Source organism: Fastidiosipila sp. (assembly GCA_012511175.1).
Lineage (GTDB): Bacteria > Bacillota > Clostridia > Saccharofermentanales > DTU023 > UBA4923.
This window is the reverse complement of sequence record JAAZGO010000025.1, coordinates 34069-52847: the sequence shown is the minus strand read 5'-3', so window position 1 is coordinate 52847 and position 18779 is coordinate 34069. Positions and strand designations below refer to the sequence as shown.

18 protein-coding genes are annotated in these 18779 nt (G+C 56.9%); 12 read left to right on the top strand and 6 right to left on the bottom strand.

Translation table 11 applies throughout. The features are described from left to right. Positions 1 to 48: 48 nt before the first annotated feature. From GX839_05280 to GX839_05260, 5 genes are read left to right on the top strand one after another with little or no spacing between them, the layout of a single operon-like run. Positions 49 to 1584, top strand: a complete 1536-nt coding sequence (locus GX839_05280; GenBank protein ID NLB04872.1) for a carbohydrate kinase — start codon at positions 49 to 51, stop codon at positions 1582 to 1584. Between the two features lie 20 nt (positions 1585 to 1604). Next, entirely contained in the window at positions 1605 to 2855 is a 1251-nt protein-coding gene (locus GX839_05275) for a major facilitator superfamily domain-containing protein 7 (GenBank protein ID NLB04871.1), read from the top strand. A 28-nt stretch (positions 2856 to 2883) separates the two neighbouring features. Further along, positions 2884 to 4326 carry an aminotransferase class III-fold pyridoxal phosphate-dependent enzyme gene (locus GX839_05270; protein ID NLB04870.1) on the top strand — a complete coding sequence of 481 codons (1443 nt, stop codon included), beginning with the start codon at positions 2884 to 2886 and terminating at the stop codon, positions 4324 to 4326. A gap of 12 nt (positions 4327 to 4338) precedes the next feature. Beyond that, entirely contained in the window at positions 4339 to 5655 is a 1317-nt protein-coding gene (locus GX839_05265; protein NLB04869.1) for a ribulose 1,5-bisphosphate carboxylase, read from the top strand. 5 nt (positions 5656 to 5660) lie between these two features. Next, positions 5661 to 6293: an HAD-IB family phosphatase gene (locus tag GX839_05260; protein ID NLB04868.1), complete on the top strand. Its 633-nt coding sequence runs from the start codon at positions 5661 to 5663 to the stop codon at positions 6291 to 6293. Here GX839_05260 and cyaB read toward each other — a convergent pair. Continuing rightward, a complete protein-coding gene (gene cyaB, locus GX839_05255) occupies positions 6236 to 6829 on the bottom strand; it encodes a class IV adenylate cyclase (GenBank protein NLB04867.1) in 594 nt (197 codons plus the stop codon). The genes GX839_05260 and cyaB overlap by 58 nt on opposite strands. Positions 6830 to 6969: 140 nt before the next feature. On the opposite strand from cyaB, the gene GX839_05250 reads away from it, so the two are divergent. Further along, positions 6970 to 7323 carry a hypothetical protein gene (locus GX839_05250; protein NLB04866.1) on the top strand — a complete coding sequence of 118 codons (354 nt, stop codon included), beginning with the start codon at positions 6970 to 6972 and terminating at the stop codon, positions 7321 to 7323. Between the two features lie 145 nt (positions 7324 to 7468). Continuing rightward, positions 7469 to 9238, top strand: coding sequence for an AMP-binding protein (locus tag GX839_05245; GenBank protein ID NLB04865.1), 1770 nt, complete (start codon positions 7469 to 7471; stop codon positions 9236 to 9238). A 70-nt stretch (positions 9239 to 9308) separates the two neighbouring features. On the opposite strand, the gene GX839_05240 is transcribed toward GX839_05245, so the two are convergent. The 4 genes from GX839_05240 to GX839_05225 all read right to left on the bottom strand — a co-directional run bounded on the left by GX839_05240 (position 9309) and on the right by GX839_05225 (position 13293). After that, positions 9309 to 9743 carry a PIN domain-containing protein gene (locus GX839_05240; protein ID NLB04864.1) on the bottom strand — a complete coding sequence of 145 codons (435 nt, stop codon included), beginning with the start codon at positions 9741 to 9743 and terminating at the stop codon, positions 9309 to 9311. Continuing rightward, positions 9740 to 9949 carry a type II toxin-antitoxin system Phd/YefM family antitoxin gene (locus GX839_05235; GenBank protein NLB04863.1) on the bottom strand — a complete coding sequence of 70 codons (210 nt, stop codon included), beginning with the start codon at positions 9947 to 9949 and terminating at the stop codon, positions 9740 to 9742. The genes GX839_05240 and GX839_05235 overlap by 4 nt, the downstream gene beginning before the upstream one ends. Before the next feature lie 146 nt (positions 9950 to 10095). Then, positions 10096 to 11832, bottom strand: coding sequence for a glutamine--tRNA ligase/YqeY domain fusion protein (locus GX839_05230; GenBank protein NLB04862.1), 1737 nt, complete (start codon positions 11830 to 11832; stop codon positions 10096 to 10098). 3 nt (positions 11833 to 11835) lie between these two features. Then, the gene (locus GX839_05225) at positions 11836 to 13293 is read right to left on the bottom strand and encodes a glutamate--tRNA ligase (GenBank protein NLB04861.1); all 1458 of its coding nucleotides are present in this window, start codon (positions 13291 to 13293) and stop codon (positions 11836 to 11838) included. Between the two features lie 111 nt (positions 13294 to 13404). Here GX839_05225 and GX839_05220 point away from each other — a divergent pair, with 111 nt between their 5' ends. Genes GX839_05220 through GX839_05210 form a run of 3 tightly spaced genes read left to right on the top strand, consistent with a single transcriptional unit; the run spans position 13405 to position 15239 of the window. Then, on the top strand, positions 13405 to 14259 hold the full coding sequence (locus GX839_05220; GenBank protein NLB04860.1) for a hypothetical protein: 855 nt from the start codon (positions 13405 to 13407) through the stop codon (positions 14257 to 14259). Between the two features lie 26 nt (positions 14260 to 14285). Continuing rightward, complete coding sequence (locus GX839_05215; GenBank protein ID NLB04859.1) at positions 14286 to 14681, top strand: J domain-containing protein; 396 nt, start codon at positions 14286 to 14288, stop codon at positions 14679 to 14681. 9 nt (positions 14682 to 14690) lie between these two features. Continuing rightward, positions 14691 to 15239: a hypothetical protein gene (locus GX839_05210; GenBank protein ID NLB04858.1), complete on the top strand. Its 549-nt coding sequence runs from the start codon at positions 14691 to 14693 to the stop codon at positions 15237 to 15239. On the opposite strand, the gene GX839_05205 is transcribed toward GX839_05210, so the two are convergent. Beyond that, positions 15236 to 16738, bottom strand: coding sequence for a hypothetical protein (locus GX839_05205; protein ID NLB04857.1), 1503 nt, complete (start codon positions 16736 to 16738; stop codon positions 15236 to 15238). The two genes, GX839_05210 and GX839_05205, sit on opposite strands and share 4 nt — an antisense overlap. Positions 16739 to 16861: 123 nt before the next feature. Here GX839_05205 and GX839_05200 point away from each other — a divergent pair, with 123 nt between their 5' ends. Together GX839_05200 and GX839_05195 are read left to right on the top strand one after the other, a co-directional pair. Further along, positions 16862 to 18208 (top strand): M28 family peptidase, encoded by a 1347-nt coding sequence (locus GX839_05200; protein ID NLB04856.1) that lies wholly within the window; start codon positions 16862 to 16864, stop codon positions 18206 to 18208. 45 nt (positions 18209 to 18253) lie between these two features. Then, a complete protein-coding gene (locus GX839_05195; protein ID NLB04855.1) occupies positions 18254 to 18754 on the top strand; it encodes an NfeD family protein in 501 nt (166 codons plus the stop codon). Positions 18755 to 18779 lie beyond the last annotated feature (25 nt).

The following is an 18779-nucleotide window of genomic DNA, read 5'->3' as shown; positions in this document are numbered from 1 at the left end:
TCAGCAGATCAATCAAAAGAGGTCAGCCATTCGGAAAGGCGGAAACGTATGAAGGTAATCACCTATGATGTCGGAACAACAGGCCTCAAGACCTGTCTGTTCGAAATTTCCAAGGAAGAGAGTGTACGTTATCTGGCGGGGGAGGTGGGTCATTACGCCCTCAACATCCTGCCAAACGGAGGGGTGGAACAGGATCCCGGGGAATGGTGGTCGGTCATGTGCCATACCACCCGAAAATTGCTGAAAGATACGGGGACACCGGCTGAGGAAATCAAGGGCATTTCCTTCTGCTCCCAGATGCAGACAGTGGTCCTCCTGGACGAGGCAGGCAAGCCTTTGCGGCCCTCCATGAGCTGCATGGATACCCGGGCCAACAAGCAGTTTGAAGAGGGCATGTGCCGGGGGATCAAGGTGGAAGGCCTGAACCTGCTCCGGGTGCTCCGCTATTTGCGGGTCACGGGCGCCGTCTCGGGCAGCGCCAAGGATCCGGGCTGGAAATACCTTTGGGTCAAGGAAAACGAGCCGGAGCTCTTCGCAAAAATTTATAAGTGGGTGGACGCCAAGCAGTATCTGACTTTCCGGGCATCGGGCAACTTGAAATCGACCCGGGACGACGCCAGCCTGACCTTTCTTTACAACGTCAAAAAACGTGAGTGGAGCAAGGGCCTATGCAAAATGCTGGGTGTGGACATGAAGCATCTGCCCGAGCTTTGCGAAGCGACCGACAATCTGGGCGGACTGACGGCGAAATCGGCGCAAGAGCTCGGTTTGACCGAAGGGACGCCCGTGATCGCGGGCGGCGGCGACATCAGCCTCTGCCAGGTGGGCGCCGGCTGTGTTGACGTGGGTGACGTCCACGTTTACTCCGGCACCTCGGGCTGGGTTTGCACCACGGTTGACAGACTTTATCTGGATCTGGAAAACCTGATCGGCAGCATCGTGGGCGCCGACCCGGAAACTTATAACTACGTGGCCGAGAGCGAAACAGCCGGCAAGTGCATGGAGTGGGTCAAAGAACGCCTGAGCCATACTCCCATCGCCGAATACCAGGAAATGTTCGACTACATCAGGAACACGCCGGCAGGCAGTAACGGGGTGGTCTTTTCACCCTGGATGCACGGCAACCGCTGTCCTTTTGAGGATGCCCATGCCCGGGGCGTCCTCTTCAATATCGATGTGGACAACCGCAGCAGCGACCTGATCAAGGCTGTCATCGAGGGCGTCTGCCTTCATATGCGCTGGATGCTGACGGCCACGGAAAAACGTTTCAAAACTTCGCCAGTGGTCCGCTTTACCGGTGGGAGCGCCATGTCTGCAACCGTCTGCCAGATCCTGGCCGACGTCCTGGGCCGGGAAGTGGAGACCGTGGAAAACCCGCGCCATGTCGGTGCCATGGGGGCTGCCGCCCTGATCGCGGTCAGTTTCGGCCTCCTGGAAGACATCAAGCACATCAAGGAGGCCATCAGCGTCAGCGGGCACTATTCTCCCAACCCCGATCACACCGCTGTCTATGACAAGATCTATCCCGTCTTCAAGAACCTTTACAAGGACAACAAAAAATCATTCGCTGCACTGAACGGCTAGGCGAAGCAAGGAGTATCACCATGGAAGATCTCGAAACAAAGGGAGGCGCCTACCAGGTTTACCGGTACCGCTATGTCGTTCTGGCCTCGTATCTTTTGATCACGGCCATGATCCAGCTGCTTTGGGCCACCTTCTTTTCCATCACCACCGAAGCCTGGAAGTATTACGGTTTCAAGGAAGCCGTCGGAGGGGAGAATGCCATCAGTCTTTTGTCCATCATCTTCATGGTGGGCATGATCGCCCTGTCCATTCCCTCCATGGCGGCCTTTGAAAAATGGGGTTTTAAAAAAGCCGTAGGTTTCGGCGCCGCCCTCATGGGCGTCTGCGGCCTGGTCCGGGGCATCCTGGGTGATAACTACACGGTGGTCCTGGCCATGACGGTGGGTTTCGCCATCGCCCAGCCCTTCATTCTCAACGCGCCCGGCCTTGTGGCCGGCAAATGGTTCCCTGAAAATGAGCGGGCCACGGCCAACGGTATCGGCCTCCTGGCCAACTATCTGGGCATGGGGATCGGCCTGCTTCTAACGCCCCTGCTCCTGGAAGGGGGCATGGCCATCCGGACCATCCTGCTCATCTACGGCATTGCCGCCGCGGCCTGCGCCGCCTTTTTCCTGGTTTTTGCCAGGGAAAAACCGCCCACCCCGCCCTGCGCGGAGGAGGAGGCCCTGCGGGCTGACTTCAAGGAGGGCTTCCGGATCGCCTTCAAGCGCAAGAACTTCCTGATTACCGTAGTGGTCTTCTTCTGCATGCTGGGCGTCTTCAATACCTTTTTCACCATGATTGAACCCATCATCTCTTCCATGACCGGCGGCGGAGTCGATTCCACAGGCGCCGGCATCGTCGGTGTCGGCATCCTGGTCGCCGGCATTGTCGGGAGTGTCGTCATCTCGGCTTTTTCCGACAAGGACAAGAGGCACAGACGGCTGCCCTACATGATCGTCTGCAATGTGGCGGGCGTGATCGGTTTCGGCCTCTTCATGCTGCTCAACGGCTTCCCGGGCATGCTGGCCTCCGGCCTGCTCTACGGCTTTTTTACCATTGGCAGCGCCCCGGTAGTCCTGACCTTTGCGGCCGAAGCGGCCTATCCCGCCTCGGAAGGGACCAGCGAGGGCCTGCTCATGTTTGCCGGCAATGTAGGCGGGGTCATCTTTCTCGGGCTGGCCTCGCTCTTTGGAGCCAACCATCTCAGCATCATGATCTTCATGACCGCCATCAGTGCCCTGTGTGTCGGCCTCATGTTCCTGGCCAAAGAAACCAAACTTGAAAAGTAAACCGAAAAGAAGGAGGACTGACAAAAACATGAAAGCACAATACAGTATTTCCAAATGGCCGGATGTCCAGGATATCGCGGCCAGGATGGACCGGCTCATCAATGACAAACTCCATCCCATCAAAGCCGAGGCCATGGCCCGCTACATGGACTATTTTCATAACCAGTGCAAAGGTTCCAAAAAGATTATCTCCGAGGCCAGGCAGTACATCCCCGGCGGTGTCCAGCATAATCTGGCCTTCAACTATCCCTTCCCGCTGGCCATCGACCGGGCGGAAGGCGCCTACCTTTATGACGTGGACGGCAACCGCTATGTGGACTACCTGCAGGCCGGAGGGCCCACTCTCCTGGGCAGCAACTACAAGCCGGTCACCGACAAGGTCATCGAGGTAATCCGGGAGCACGGGGCGGTCACGGGCCTCTTTCATGAATACGAACTCAAACTCTCCCGAATCATCAATGAATGCATGCCCTGGGTCGAGCAGTACAGGTGCTTTGCCAGCGGCACCGAGGCCGATATGGCGGCCATCCGGGTGGCCCGCACTTACACGGACAAGCCCAAAATCATCAAGATGGGCGGGGCCTACCATGGCTGGTCCGACCAGCTGGTCTACTCCCTCCACATCCCCTATACCAAGACTTTTGAAGCCCACGGCATACCCAAGGAGTGCACCGGACACACCACCGAATGCTATCCGGGTGACATCGAATCCCTTCGTCAGGCCCTGGTCGCCAATGAAAAAGAAGGCGGGACAGCTGCCGTCATCCTGGAACCCATCGGCCCCGAAAGCGGCACCCGCATGATGCCCTATGACTATTGCGCCAAGGCCAGGGAGCTTTGCGATGAGTTCGGGACCCTGCTCATCTTTGATGAGGTGGTCTCGGCTTTCCGGGTCGGTCCCGGCGGCGCGGCAGGTTACTTCGGCGTCATTCCCGATTTGACGGTCTTTGGCAAGATCGTCTCCGGCGGCTTCCCCATGGCGGGCGGTGTTGGCGGCAGGGAAGACGTCATGAGCTGCATGGCGGCCGGTGTCAAGGCCGGGAAGAAGCGGGCCTACGTAGGTGGAACCCTGACAGCCAATCCTCTGAGCTGCGCGGCGGGCTATTTTGCCATCAAGGAGATCATTGAGCAGGATGCCGCCAGAAAGGCCGGGGAAAACGGCGACAAGCTCTGCGCCGGCATCCAGGCCCTGATCGACAAGTACGGCCTGCCTTTCGTCACCTGGAACACGGGTTCCATCGTTCACTTTGAGGTGTCGGGGGTCATGTACCTGTCGGTCCAGGATCCTGATATTTTCAAGAAGATTCCTGAACGCCAGCACAGCATCGAGGAGTTCGGAGCAGCCCTGACCGCAAACGGGGTCATTACGCTGGCCGGCAGCCGGATCTACACCAGCATGGCCGACAATGACGAAACCATTGAAGAATCGCTGAAGGCCTTTGATGAAGTCTTCAGCAATATTGAAATCTAAGGGGTGAGCATCATGATAAGAAAACTGGAAATTGAAAACCTGGCGCATGCCTTTCCCGAAGTGGCTTTCAGTGAAGACTATATCATCGGGACCTTCCAGATGCGCGTCAAAACAAGCAATGTGGAGCGGCTGGCCCTGGCTATTGCCTCCGAGCAGACGACCGGCACCTGGATCAAGGTGGGGGCCGACTCGCTCGAAAAGCAAAAACGGTTCGGGGCCAAGGTGGTTGCCATTTACGAGGTGCCCGACGCGGGTGCCGACTATGTGGAGGACCTGCCGCCCCTTTACATCCTTCAGGTGGCCTTTCCCATGGACAACTTCGGCTCCAGCCTGTCCATGATGCTGACCACCATCTTCGGCAACATCTCGGCAGCCGGTATGCTGAAGTGGATTGACGTGGCTTTCCCCAAGCGCTATGTGGACCAGTTTACAGGCCCCAAATTCGGGGTCCAGGGTCTGCGGGATGTCCTGGGAGTGCCGGACAGGCCCCTTTTGAATGCCATGATCAAGCCCAATCTGGGCTGGACGCCCGACGAGGGCGCCGAGATCTTTTACCAGGCGGCTAAAGGCGGTGTAGATATTATCAAGGACGACGAACTTCTGCCAGCGGACGAGGCTTTTTGCCCCCTCAAAGAGCGCGTCACCAAATTCATGGCCATGGAGAAAAAAGTCTTTGAGGAAACAGGTGAGCACACGCTCTACTCGGTCAACATTACCGACCGGGCGGACAAGATCAGGGACAATGCCCTGCGCGCCATCGAGTATGGGGCCAACAGCCTCATGCTCAATGTCTACACCGCCAGCCACGGTGCCCTCCAGATGCTGGCCGAGGATCCGGACATCCAGGTTCCCATTCTGGCCCATGTGGACTTTGTGGGCGCCTACGCCGGTTCCACCTATACCGGTATCTCGGCACCCCTGGTCATCGGCAAGCTGACGCGGCTGGCAGGCGGTGACTTCCAGATCAATGGCCACCCCTGGGGCAAATTCCCCATCCCCTACAAGACCTTCTACCGCAGCTTCAAGTTCTTCACCCAGCCCTGGTGGCACATCAAGCCCATGATGTACGCCTGTTCCGGCGGCACCACCCAGCTGGTGGTAAAAAATATGATTGATGCCCTGGGAACCGACATCATCCTGGCGGCGGGCGGCGGCGTCCACGGCCATCCCGACGGCAGCTGTGCAGGCGCCAAATCCATGCGCCAGGCCATTGACGCGGCGGTTGAGGGGATCAACCTGCTCGAGTACGCCAAGACGCACAAGGAATTGATGCGGATGGCCGAGATGCTTGATCCTGACGTTTTGAAAAATTTTGATCTGATGAAGTAGGCTTTATGTACGAAACCATTCTCTTTCTGGACTTTGACGGGACGATCACCAGTGAGGAAACCCTGGAGGGGTCGATGCGGCTCTGCATCGACCCCCTCCTTTATGAGGAGAAAGAGCGGGAGATGCTGGAAGGCAGGCGCAGTCTGGCTGATACCCTCCACCTGGCCTTCAGCCTGATCCCCTGCAACCGTATGGCGGACATCATGGCCTATGTGCGAAACGTCCCCCTGCGGCCCGGTTTTGACCAACTCCTGGATCTGGCGGAGGAAAAAGGGATTCCGGTGGTGGTCATCTCGGGCGGCCTGAAACCCGTCATCGAGGAAAAACTGTCCCCCTACCGGGACCGGCTGCTTGATGTCCACAGTGTGGAAACCCGCTGCGTTGACGGCAGGATTCGCCTCATCTCACCTTACGAGGATAAGGGCGACCTGATGGAGAAGACCCGGATCATGGCGCAGTACAGCTACAAAGAGGCCATCTGTGCCGGTGACGGCCACACCGATGTCCGCATGGCCCTGGCTTCCGAACAGGTCTTTGCCCGGGACACCCTGGCGGCCATCTTAAAAAAACAAGGCGTGCCTTACGAGCCCTGGGAGGATTTCTTTGACGTGGCCCGCCTGATCAAGAGTTCCAGGTAGGATTCTCTGACAAGCCTGCGGCGGGGAATACCCAGGTCATCAAGCAGGGAAAGCAGGCGGTCACGGACGCCTTCCCTTTCTTTGTCTGAGAGGTGGTCCGGCGCCACATATTCCAGTTCAATGAAAGCCCCCAGGTTCTCCACCTGATCCAGGCAAAGGGTGACGTCTTCGAGGTCCCCGGTACCCCCGTATTCAAGGCGCTTTTTTCTGACAGCCAGGATGACCCGGTAGCCCAGGGCGTTCAGGATCTCATGGAGCGCCTGGGCTTGATCGACCGGGGTCTCGTACTCGGCCCGGGTGTTGGACAGGGCATCCAGCTTGGGCCCCTTGTAGGTCAGGCAGCTTTGTTTTTCGGTACCCCGTATTTCGCGGATCCGGAGGGCTTCATCGGTCTTTTTGAAATCGCGATCGGGGGCATTGTAATAGTGATCTTCTTCCTCCAGGGACTGAAGGTAAATAAAGCGGCCTTTCAGCTTCTCATCCAGGTTTTCGAATGTTTGGTCATCAATTGATGCCTTGAGTTCAATCTCGAGCACGGCAGCCCTCCCACATCCCCTGTTTGATGCACTGATCATACGACCCCGGGGGCAGGGAAGGCAAGCCGTTTCGCTTTTCCCTGATAAAACCCTATAATAAGGCGGTGGTTTACCGCAGCATGGAGGAGGTAAAGGATCTCATGGCTAAATATGAACGCTATCTGACAGGCGATTTCGACAGCCTGCTCAATCACCTGCACCTGGATATCACCCGGGGCAGCGTCTCGGCCAGCTATGAAGACGGCAGTGACCTCTTCATGGGACCGGTCCGGATCGCGGTCCGCGTCTATGAGCGTTACAGCTGGATCGGCGGCAACCGGGTCAGTCTCAATCTCATGGTGGCCGGGGAGGGCAATCAGCTTCGTTTATCGGCGATCACTTCAGGCGGCAGCCAGGCCATTTTCTTCAAAATCAATACCTTTGGCGAGGAAGCTTTCCTCGACAAATGCATCGAATCGGTGGAGCGCTACCTGGCAAAGACCGTCCGGAATTAATGAAGATTCTTTGAAGATCCTCCGGGAATTCAACTCTTTCACAGCCTTTGTTCACAGTTTGTTTCTTGACCTTGCCATGAAAGCACCTGTAAAATACCAGGATAGTCTGATAAAGACACAGGGAGGGAGACCCATGAAGACTGATATCTACAAATACCCTCTGGTAGAGGTTCGGGAGATCACTGATCTTCGCGACATGCTCCGCCAAAGTGAAAAACTTTATGCCGATAAAACGGCTTACTGGACCAAGGATCCCATCGCCGCCCGCCAGGTCATGCCACGCTCGGAAGAGGCGGTCAATCTGAAAATCGATCGCAGAAGGCCCTACCTTCCCATCACCTACCAACAGTTCGCGGACGATGTCCGCGCTCTGGGAACCGGCCTGATGCGGTTGGGGATCAATGAAAAGAGCCGGGTGGCCATCTATGCCGAAACCCGCTACGAGTGGTACGTGACCTATCTGGCGGTTGTCAACGGCCTGGCTGTGGTGGTTCCCCTGGACAAGGAGCAGCCGGCCAATGAAGTGGTCAACCTGGTGACCAGCTCGGGGGCCGATGTCCTTTTGTTCTCCAAGAGCAAAAAGGAGGTTGTCGACAGTGTCCGTGACCGCATGCCGGGCATCGCGCATTACATTGATTTTGACCTGCCGGCTGAAGGGGAGTCCGACCTCTATTTCTGGGATATCCTGCAGGAAGGAGCCAGCGCCCTGACTGAAGGGGACAAGGCCTATGAGGCCCTGCCTTTGGACCCGGAGGCCATGCAGATCCTGCTTTTTACCTCGGGTACGACCTCCAACCCCAAGGCCGTCATGCTGAGCCATAAGAATATCTGCAAGAACCTCATGGGCATGTGTTCCATGGTCTATATCGACGAGAATGACACCTTCCTGTCAGTCCTGCCCATCCACCACACCTATGAATGCACCTGCGGCTATCTCTGCCCGCTTTACCGGGGCTGCTCGGTGGCCGTCTGCGAAGGCCTGCGCTACATTGTGCCCAACATGCAGGAGGCCAAGCCCACCATCGTCCTGGTGGTCCCCCTCATGATGGAGGCCTTCCACCGGGGCGTCATGAAGAAGGTCAAGGGAGACCCCAAACTGGCCAAAAAATTCAATTTCGGATTGAAACTGACCAAGGCCCTCCGCAAAGTGGGCATTGACCTACGCCGCAAGATCTTTGATTCAGTCCACGAAAACTTCGGCGGCCGGATCCGGCTCCTGATCGCGGGCGGCGCGGCCATTGCCCCCGAGCTTCTCTCCGACATGCAGGATCTGGGTTTCGGTTGCATCCAGGGGTATGGGCTGACGGAGTGTGCGCCCATTCTGGCCTTGAACCGTGCGGAATACTTCAATAACCGGTCGGCCGGCCTGCCCCTGCCAGGCGTGGATGTCAAGATCCTTGACCCTGACGAGAACGGCATCGGTGAGATCGCGGGCCGCGGTGACAACGTCATGCTGGGCTACTACAAGAATGAGGAGGCGACCCGGGAGGTCATCGACGAGGAGGGCTTCTTCCACACCGGTGACTATGGCTACCTGGACGAAAACAACTTTGTCATCATCACGGGCCGCAAAGCCAATATCATCGTGACCAAGAACGGCAAGAACATCTTCCCCGAAGAGATTGAGTTTCTCCTGACCCAGCACCCCCTGATCGCGGAAGCTGTGGTGTCGGGCAAGGAGAGGAAAGACGGGGACAGCCTGATCCATGCTGAGATCTTCCCCGACCGGGAAGCCGTCGACGAGGATCCGGAGCTCAAGGGGCTGCCTCTGACCGACGACAGAATCAAGGAAAAGATCAGTCAGGTGGTCAAGGAAGTCAACAGTGGGCTCATCACCTACAAGGCGGTCCGCTCCATTTCCCTGAGGGATACGGAGTTCCCCAAGACAACGGCCAAGAAGATCATTCGCCACTGATGGCGGCCCGCCCTTTCCTGTTATAAAAAAGACCCCCGCCATGGGGGTCTTTTTTAGGCTTCTCCTGAGTTCAGTGACCCGGAATCCCCCGGAGTTCCGTTTTTTCCAGGAAATCGCCCGGCTGAAGGGTTTCCGGCACCATGCCATGTGCAATGAAAGCCAGATCACGGGTAACAATGAAATCCACGCCGGCCTTTCCGGCCAGGGTCAAAGCAAGCGCATCTTCGTAATCCGGCATGGAAAGATCGAGGGCCTTTTGGCAATCCGATCCAAGCAGGTCGATCAGCTTGAAAACCTGCAAGATATTATCCAGCGCCTCCCGGGCGACCGATTCCGAGCGGTGCTTGCGGATCAGGTAATGGATGTCAGTCAGGCTGTTGGCCGTGATGTAGCCGTCGATTTTCTCCTGGGCAACAAGCCGGATAATCTTACAGGCATCCTCCGCCCACGGCTGGCGGTCGGCCAGGGCGTCAAGCAGGATATTGGTGTCCAGAAGCACCTTCACCGGAGGCGCTCCGTCCTTGCCTCATCAAGGTCGATGTCATTTGGCAGCAAGCCAAACAGTGAGGTTACAGCCTCCTCTTTTCCAATCCGGGTTCCGCTTATCTTGGCAATCCGCTTGCCGTGTTTGGTGACATAGATTGTTTCTCTGTCAGCCAGGGCCAAATACCTGCCCGTTTGGTTTTTCAGTTCGGTGATAGTAATCTGCAGCATAAAGATCCTTTCAGAGATTCATATTCGTACGATACTATTGTAGCATAAAGAAATAAAATTTAATTGTATTCGTACGATATTTGACTGGATATCGTGCGAAAATGAGGATTCTTTGCCGGGACAAGAACTGAAAGGTTTTCTGCTCAGTCAGGCCGGTAGGAATCCTTCAGTTTAACCGACCGGTTGAAGACCAGTTTATTTTCCGAAGTGTCATGGCTGTCGTGGATGAAATAGCCCAGGCGCATGAACTGGTAGCCCAGGTATGACCGGTCTTCTTTCAGCCAGGGTTCGACGAAAGCCGTTTCAATCACAGTCAGCGAATCGGGGTTGAGGAGTTCGTGGTAGTCGCGCTCGTCATCGTCGGGTGCCTCGACGGTGAAGAGATGATCGTAAAGCCTGACTTCTGCCTCAATTGCCGTGGCCTCATCCAGCCAATGGATGGTCCCCCTGACCTTCTGGCCATCCGCGGCCGTGCCGCCACGGGTCCCTGGGTCATATTCGGCCAGGACTTCGATGACCCGGCCGCGACTGTCCTTGACACAGCCGGTACAGCGCACCATGTAGGCACCCCTCAGGCGGACCAGGTTGCCGGGGAAGAGCCGGTAGTATTTTTTTGGCGGTACTTCTTCGAAATCACTGCGTTCGATCAGGAGATGACGAGAGAATGTAATGTCATGTGTACCGGCGTTTGGATCTCCTGGCAAATTCTCCAGGGCAAAGGTTTCCTCCTGGTTTTCCGGATAGTTGGTGAGGGTCAGCCGGATTGGGTCAAGCACAGCCATGGCCCGGGGGGCCCGCTTGTTCAGGTCTTCTCTCAGGCAGTGCTCCAAAAAGCGGATGTCGACCATGCTGGGCACTTTGGAGACACCATTGCGTTCATTGAAATCCCTGATGGCACGAGGCGTATAGCCACGGCGTCTCAAACCGCAGAGGGTGGGCAGGCGGGGGTCATCCCAGCCATCGACCAGGCCTTCTTCGATCAGGGCCCTAAGCTTGCGCTTGCTCATGACCGTGTAGTTGATATCCAAGCGGGCAAACTCAATCTGACGGGATTTGACGGGGAGCGAGCAATTATTGATGACCCAGTCATAAAGCGGCCGATGGTCTTCGAATTCAAGAGAACACAGGGAGTGCGTGATATGCTCCAATGAGTCGCTGATGGGGTGGGCGAAATCGTACATGGGGTAAATGCACCACCGATCACCCGTCTGGTGATGGCTGGCGTGCTGGATACGGTAGATGACCGGATCCCGCATATTCATGTTGCCGTCGCTCATGTCAATTTTGGCCCGCAGGGTGTAGCGGCCGTCAGGGAATTCGCCGGCCCGCATCCGCCTGAAAAGATCCAGGCTCTCCTCCAGGGGCCGGTTTCGCCAGGGGCTCTCGGTCCCGGGCGTGGTCAAGGTGCCCCGCGCTTGGCGGACCTCTTCGGGCGTCTGTTCGCAGACGAAGGCGAGGTCCTTCCGGATCAGTTCCTCCGCGTAAAGGTAGATTTCTTCGAAATAGTCGGAGGCGTGGAAAAAGCGGTCACTCCAGTCGTAGCCCAGCCAGTGGATATCGTCCTTGATGGCCTGGACGAAGGTCTCATCCTCCTTGACCGGGTTGGTGTCGTCCATGCGGAGGTTGCAAAGCCCGCCTAAAAGTTCGGCTGTTCCAAAATCGATGATGATGGCCTTGGCATGACCGATGTGCAGGTAGCCGTTGGGTTCGGGCGGAAAGCGGGTGTGGACCCGCAAACCCTCAAGGCGGCCACCCGGGCCGGTGTCCTTGACAATTTCATCAAGAATAAAATGTGAAATCTTGTTGCCCGTGGAAATTTCTTCTTTCGGGGTCACGCCCGTCACCAGACCGGGCAGTCTCTTCACCTCATTTTTCTCCATCTTTTATGCCTCATCCAGAAATTTAAGTACACGATCAAGCCGCTCAAGTGACTCCCGGCGTCCCAGGATCAGTGCCGTTTCGATGGCACCGCCCGGGGTGACCTGCTGGGCCGCCAGACCGGCGCGAAGCGACCCCATCAGCTGACCCTTCTTAATGTCAAGGGCCTGGCCCGTTTTCTCCAGCAGGTCATGAAGGCCCGCTTCAGTCCAGTCGTCCAGCGCTTGCAGCCCGGGGCAGATTGCCCGGAGAATGACGGCTGCCCGGTCAGCGTCCAGTTTAGCACGCTTATTGAAAAAGAGATCCCGGGAAAGGGGCAGCCGCTCAGTCAGAAAGCGAATCATGGACGGGATGTCGGAAAGCTTGGTCACACGCGGCTGCAGGACCTGTGCCAGCTGGTCGAGGGCGTAGGGCCTTCCCTTGAATGCAGGATCAGCCAGTTCCTTGACCTCTTTTTTCCACCGGTCAAAGGGCATGGCCCGGATGTGCTGCTCATTCATCCAATCCAGCTTGTGGTAGGAAAAGACAGCCGGCGCCTTATTGATGCCCCCGATGTGGAAAGCCTGCTCAAGCTCCTTGAGTGAAAAAAGCTCCCGGGTTTCGCCCCCGGGCGACCAGCCCAGAAAAGCAATCATGTTGACGATGGCTTCGGGCAGGTAACCTTCTTTAATCAGGTCATCAAAACCTGTGGAGCCGTGGCGCTTGGAAAGCTTCCTGCCGTCTTCACCCACAATCAGGGGCAGGTGAACGAAGCGGGGGATCTCCCAGCCCAGCGCCTCATAAAGCAGGCAGTATTTGGGTGTGGAGGAAAGATACTCCGAACCGCGGACCACATGGGTGATCTCCATCAGATGGTCATCGATGACATTGGCAAAATTGTAGGTGGGGAAGCCATCCGATTTGAGGAGAATCTGATCCTCAAGCTCCCGGTTGTTGACGGTGATGGTGCCGTAAACCTCGTCAGAGAAAGAAGTTGATCCTTCAAGCGGCATCTTCTGCCGGATGGCATAAGTTTCGCCCGATGCCATCCGCTCCCTGGCAAGTTCCGGATCGATGCCCCTGCAGCGGCGGTCATAGCCGAAGCTTGCGGCCTCTTCTCCCTCATCGGTCTCCGATGAGCCCGCTGAGGCGCAAAAACAGGGGTAGGCATGGCCTTGCAGGACCAGCTCTTGAGCGTATTTCCGGTAGAGGGGGAGCCGTTCGCTTTGCGTGTAGGGTCCATTGGGGCCGCCGATATCAGGGCCCTCGTCATGAGTCAGCCCGCACAATTCAAGGTTCCGGTAAATGACTTCAACAGCTCCCTCAAGGTAGCGGCCGCGGTCTGTGTCCTCGATCCGCAGGATAAAAGCGCCGCCCATGGACCGGGCGATCAGGTATTCATAGAGGGCTGACCGGAGGTTGCCAATATGCATGATGCCGGTGGGGCTTGGCGCGAATCTGGTCTTGACTTTTCTATTTGGCATTTGTATCGGTTCCCGGATGAAAAATCGATTCCTCAAGAATCAATCCTGATGATAACATAGAGGGGCCTGAAAGGACGCGGATTTGCCTGCCGGCAAGGAGTTTTTACGCCCATGTTCGGATATGTCAGGCCGGAAAAGCCGGATCTTTTAATACGTGACTTTACTGCTTACCGGGCCATCTATTGCGGGCTTTGCAAAAGCATTGGCCGCCGCTGCGGTCAGATCCCGCGGACAGCGGTGACCTACGACATGACTTTTCTTTCCCTCATCCTGCTGGCCCTGTCAACGGAAGCGCTTGCAGTCAAACAGGAGTCCTGTGTTTTGAATCCCTTGAAAAAGAAGCCGGTCCTGGCCTCCAGCCCCGTACTGGAATTCGCGGCTGATCTTTCCTGTCTTCTGGCTTTTTACTCGGCCAGGGACGATGCGGCGGATGACCGGCCCGTCCGCGGCAGGCTGAAGGCTCTGCTTTTTCGCCCTTCCGCCCGCAAGGTCATGGCGCGCCACCCTGAATTGAATACCTCGATCAGAGAAGCTCTGGGCAGGCTTAGCCAGCTTGAAAGGGGAGATTCAGTTGAGGAAACAGCCGACTGCTTCGGTTCGATTCTGAAAATGATCTTTCTGAGCGGTTTTTCCCTCCTTAAAAGGGAAGATGAGAGCGGTGTGATGGCACTGCTTTTGGGAGATGCCGGTCAGGCGCTGGGGCGCTGGATCTATCTGATGGACGCGGTGGATGACCTGGAGCGGGACAGGAAAAAGGGCAACCCCAACCACTTTTTGGCGATGACCCGGGACGAGGCGCTTGTGTCAGCCCGAAGCCTGCTGATTGAAGCCGAGGAAACGGTGGATCGCAATCTGGCCCTGCTTTCCTATGAGCAACTGGGGGGACTCGTGTATAATATCGTAACCATAGGACTGCCCGCCACCAGGCAGCGCGTTTTGGCCGGTGAGCGGCTTCCTGCCCTCTGAAAGCAGGGCCTGCGGCGGAGGATTAGATGAACAACAATCCCTATGAAGTTTTGGGCATCCCCCATGGGGCGTCGGAGGAAACAGTCCGTGACGCCTATCGTGAGCTGGTCAGAAAATACCACCCCGATCAGTTCACGGACTCCCGGGCCAAGGAACTGGCCGAGGCCAAGATGCGGGAGATCAATGCGGCCTATGATGCCATCACACTGGGCAATCAACAGCAGACGAGCCATTCAGCCTGGAGCCGCCAACAGGCTCCCAACCAGCCTCCGCCTTATGGTTCCCCTTATAGCAATCCCAACCCGTCGCCCTACTACCGCTCGGGCTGCGGGGGCGATTCCTGCTGCCAGACCCTGACTTGCCTTTGCTGCGCGGACTCTTGCTGCGAATGCATGGGCGGCGATCTTTGCCTTTGCTGTTGAGACCGGATCATGGCGAGGCAGAGGGGCGGCCCTTCCAAACACTCCTATAAGATTGCTGCCGGTGCGCTGCTGACAGCTTTATGCTGGCTCTTGCTCCTGGGGGCGGGGCTTCTGCCGACCGGCAGGCTTTTTGTCCTCATGATCGCCTCCTTTGTCATCGTGGTCGCGGACCGCGAGACGGGAAAGGGCGGCGCCTTTCTGGTCTACCTGCTTGCCTCCTTTCTTGCCCTTTTGGCGCCGGGAATCGTGACCGCCGCCCAATTTGGTCTTTTTTTTGGGGTCCTGCCCCTGCTCATTGTCTGGCTGAGGCGGATGGTTCCCCCTCCCATAGCCAGGCTGATCACGCACCTGGTCATGACCGCCTTGCTTTTCATCCTTATTCTGCTCTTCGGTTCGGAGATATTTGCCCTTCGGTACGCCCCCGCCTCATGGCTGATCACCGCGGGGATTCTGGCGGCGCTTCTTCAGCTTTTCCTCTTCATTTATCAGTACGCGCTGGCTCAATTTGAAATTTTTTATGACCAGCGGATCTCACCTTCGAGACAGCGGAAGTCCTAATCTTCCATGCCGGTTTTTTTCCCCAACAGGATGGAGCGGGCGCTTGCTGCGATCTGTTCCACTCGCTGCAGCCTGAACCAGTAACGGAGCCTGATGGATTCACGGACAAGAACGATCAGGAGGGCCAGGCACAAAATCAAGGTCAGCCCCAGGATGGTATAGGCCAAATTGGGGTTGCCCTGCAAAAGCAGAAGCGCGCGGCTGACCAGGTTGCTGTCGGTCAGGATATCCCGGTCGGAACCCACCCGCACAGGGATCTGCATGCCGTCTTTCAAGGTGAAAATGACCTGGCCCGTCATGGCGCCTTTCCGGATGGGAAGCGGATAGGGGGCATTGCCAAGATAATCAAGCTTCTCCTCAAGATAGTGATCGGTTTTGGGGTGGATGTAATCGACTGAATCCAGATAAACCAGATCGAAGAGTTCGCCATTGGCTGCTTTTTCAGAGGCGCCCGGGTACTTGCCGCCGGCCTGGGTGAGCGAAGACCTGTCGTAAAAGGCATCCAGGGTGGAGTAGAGCTGGAGTGCCGGCTGCATGATGCCTGTCTGGCGCAGGTGGGCGGCCACGGTGGTCACCGGGATGTTGGCTGGTGTGGTCCCCCAGCAGCAAAGGAGCGAATAGCGGTTGGATAAGGACAGGTAGGCCACGCTGATTCTGTTTTCCGAAAGGGTCATCAGGTGACTGGCAGATGAGCGGATGGGAACAATTTGAGCCATGCCGCCGGAAGTGATTTGTACCAGTTCGTCAGTGACGCCGAGAATGGCCTTGGCCCGCGAGTTGCTCAAGAGGGTGGTAACCAGGCGCATGACGTCCCGCAGGCTTGTCCTGGCCGTTTTGACGGTTTGACCTGCCTCAGGCAGGGAGAGGGGCTGCCCGCTGGCTGCCTTCTGCTGCTCCTCCCAGACGTGCGCTGTTTCGGAAATTTCCTCCGGTATTTCCGACTCGCGTTCAGCGCGCGCGACGTCGCAGGCAAAAAATTCCGTCTTGTTCATACCTAAAAGACCGGCTGTGCGCTGCATTTCCTGAAGAAAAACCTCCTGCGAGCCGGAAATCTTTTCGGCCACGGCGATGGCTGCCGCGTCCGAGTTGTTGTAGAGCATGCGCAGGAGCAGATACCGGAGCGGGAGTGAATCACCGGCTCTCATGACGTAGCGGTTATCCCTGCGCTCTTCCCGGTCGTAGCGGGCAGCCAGTCCGCTGACCGGAATCTGTTCATCGGATGATAGCCTTTCCAGCGCCAGGTAAAGGGTCATGAGCCGGGCAACGGCCGGAATCTCAAGAGCCGTCTCGCTGTTTTTTGCATACAATTCTGACGGCTGCAGAGAGCCGATTGAGTAGACGGCAGGGAGTTGCGTTTCGGGATCAAATCCGTCGCTCATCCTTTGGGCTTTGACGGGAAGTGAAGGAAGGCAAAAAGAAAGAAGGAGAAAGAAGGCAGCGGCCAAGAGGAAGCGGTCCGCCGCCCTGGAGGGAAATGTCTTGTGAAATCGTGCTTTCATCACGGTTTTCATGCCTGAATCATACCATAAGGAAGTCGTTCGGACGGCCTCTTGGCCCGACAGCGCTGTGTTATACTTGCGTGAGAAAAGGTGCCTGCCAAGACTTCTCCGGAGGGGTTCGAGGTGGTTCAAAGAGCTGAAATCAATCATCAGAGTGATCACCGGCTTTACGGCCCGGTTTACCGCTTTTGGGCGGTTTTGCTGGCGCTCCTTTGCTGTTTTTCCCTGCTTGCTGCCTGTTCGCGGGAAGCGGATGAAGAGGTCCCCGAAATTGCCGCATACGGAGAGGAGGGTGCACAGTTTGCCCGCAAACTGGCTTCTTCCTGCCCGCACCGGATCCCTTATTCAGACCAGGAAGCCAGGGCGGCCAACCTGATCATGGAAGAATTGACAAAATACGGCTACCAACCGGAAAAACAGACCTTTACAGTGACAGACCAGGAGGGCGGCCGTCAAAGCTCAGCCAATGTCATCGCCCGGTTGAAGGGCAGGGGATTCCAGCTGGCACAAAAGCGTGACGGGTCAGATCCCGGACAGCTGCCGGCGGAAGTAAACGACCGGATCATGGTTATCGGCGCCCACTATGACACTCCCGCCTTCATCCTGCCGGAACAAACGGAGGACGGACAGGAAGAAGAGGTGCTCCTCCCTGACGGGATCCATAACAACGCATCGGGGGTTGCCTCTGTTCTGACGGCGGCACGCATTCTTCGCCAGGAAGCGCCCGGCTACGATCTGGTTTTTGTGTTTTTTGGCGCTGGTACGGATAACTACCGGGGCGCCAGTCATTTCCTGTCTTCACTTTCTTCGGAAGAACGGCGCAGAATCGATGTCATGGTCAATATCGGCCCCGTCTATGCAGGCGACAAAGTCTATGCACATGCAGGCCAGAATTCAGTTAGAAGCGGCGAGTATAAGGACTATGCGAAAAGGCGGAAGCTCTACCAGGTCACGGATATCTTCTTTGAGTTTCAGCTCAACACGCGAAACCGCTATGCCATCTATACCAACCAGGCCTCTTTCTTTGTGGACCTGGATTCAGGGGGCCAGGCGGTCTTTCGCGAATGGACAACCAAGTTGTCGGACCACACGCCTTTTGACCGGGCTGGCATTCCAGTCGTCTTCATGGAATCAGGAGACTACCGGGTCAAAACGACGGATGATGTCTACATCGAAAGCCGCAATCCCTATTTCCAGGACACGGGAGGTGTGATTTCGGGCACCCGTTTTGACCAGACCGGCATCCTGGAGGAATTGTTCCGTCAAATGGATGAACAAACAGTGGGCCAGACCATCCCCGCCATCGATCCGGATGGACTGCCGCCCGGTGAAACGGGTGCAGGGCGCAGCCCCAAGGACAATTCAAAACAGGTCATCGTTCCAAGGCTGGTCCAGCGCATCAATAACACTGCCTTCGTGTTGGTTCAGCTGACGAGAAAAGGGCCGCTCAACTATGACTATAAGGATTAGCCGGACCGGGATGCGACGGTCTGACGGCAGGAAAAGGAGGGGAAAATGAATCCACTTATCTTGGAAACCGTGATCCTGGGCCTCTCAGCTGCCCTCTTTTGGGGTTTGATCATGGCGGCCGCGGCAGTCGCTGAGCTGGCCACCCTGAATCTGGTTTCCATCTGGTTTGTCGCAGCCGCACTGATCGCCATGATTGCCGCCCTGCTGGGTGCATCCCTGACGGTTCAATTCGTCCTCTTCGCGGCCTGCTCCATCGGCGGATTTTTGATCTTTATCCTCCTGATCCGCCCGAAACTCGGCAAGCGCTTGATCACGCCCACCAATGCCGACCGCATCATGAACAAGGAAGGTGTCGTCACCGATGCCATCAACCCGACCAGCGGCGGCGGCCTGATCCGGGTGGAAGGCCAGGTATGGAGTGCACGTACCGAAGATGAAACGTTTATTCCCAAGGGAACACCCGTCAGGGTGATCGGCCTGCGCGGCGTCAAGGCCATCGTCGTGCCGGTCGAGCCCCTGGAATCCGAACAAGAGCCCGAACCTTGATTGAGAGTCAGAAAAGGAGAAAATT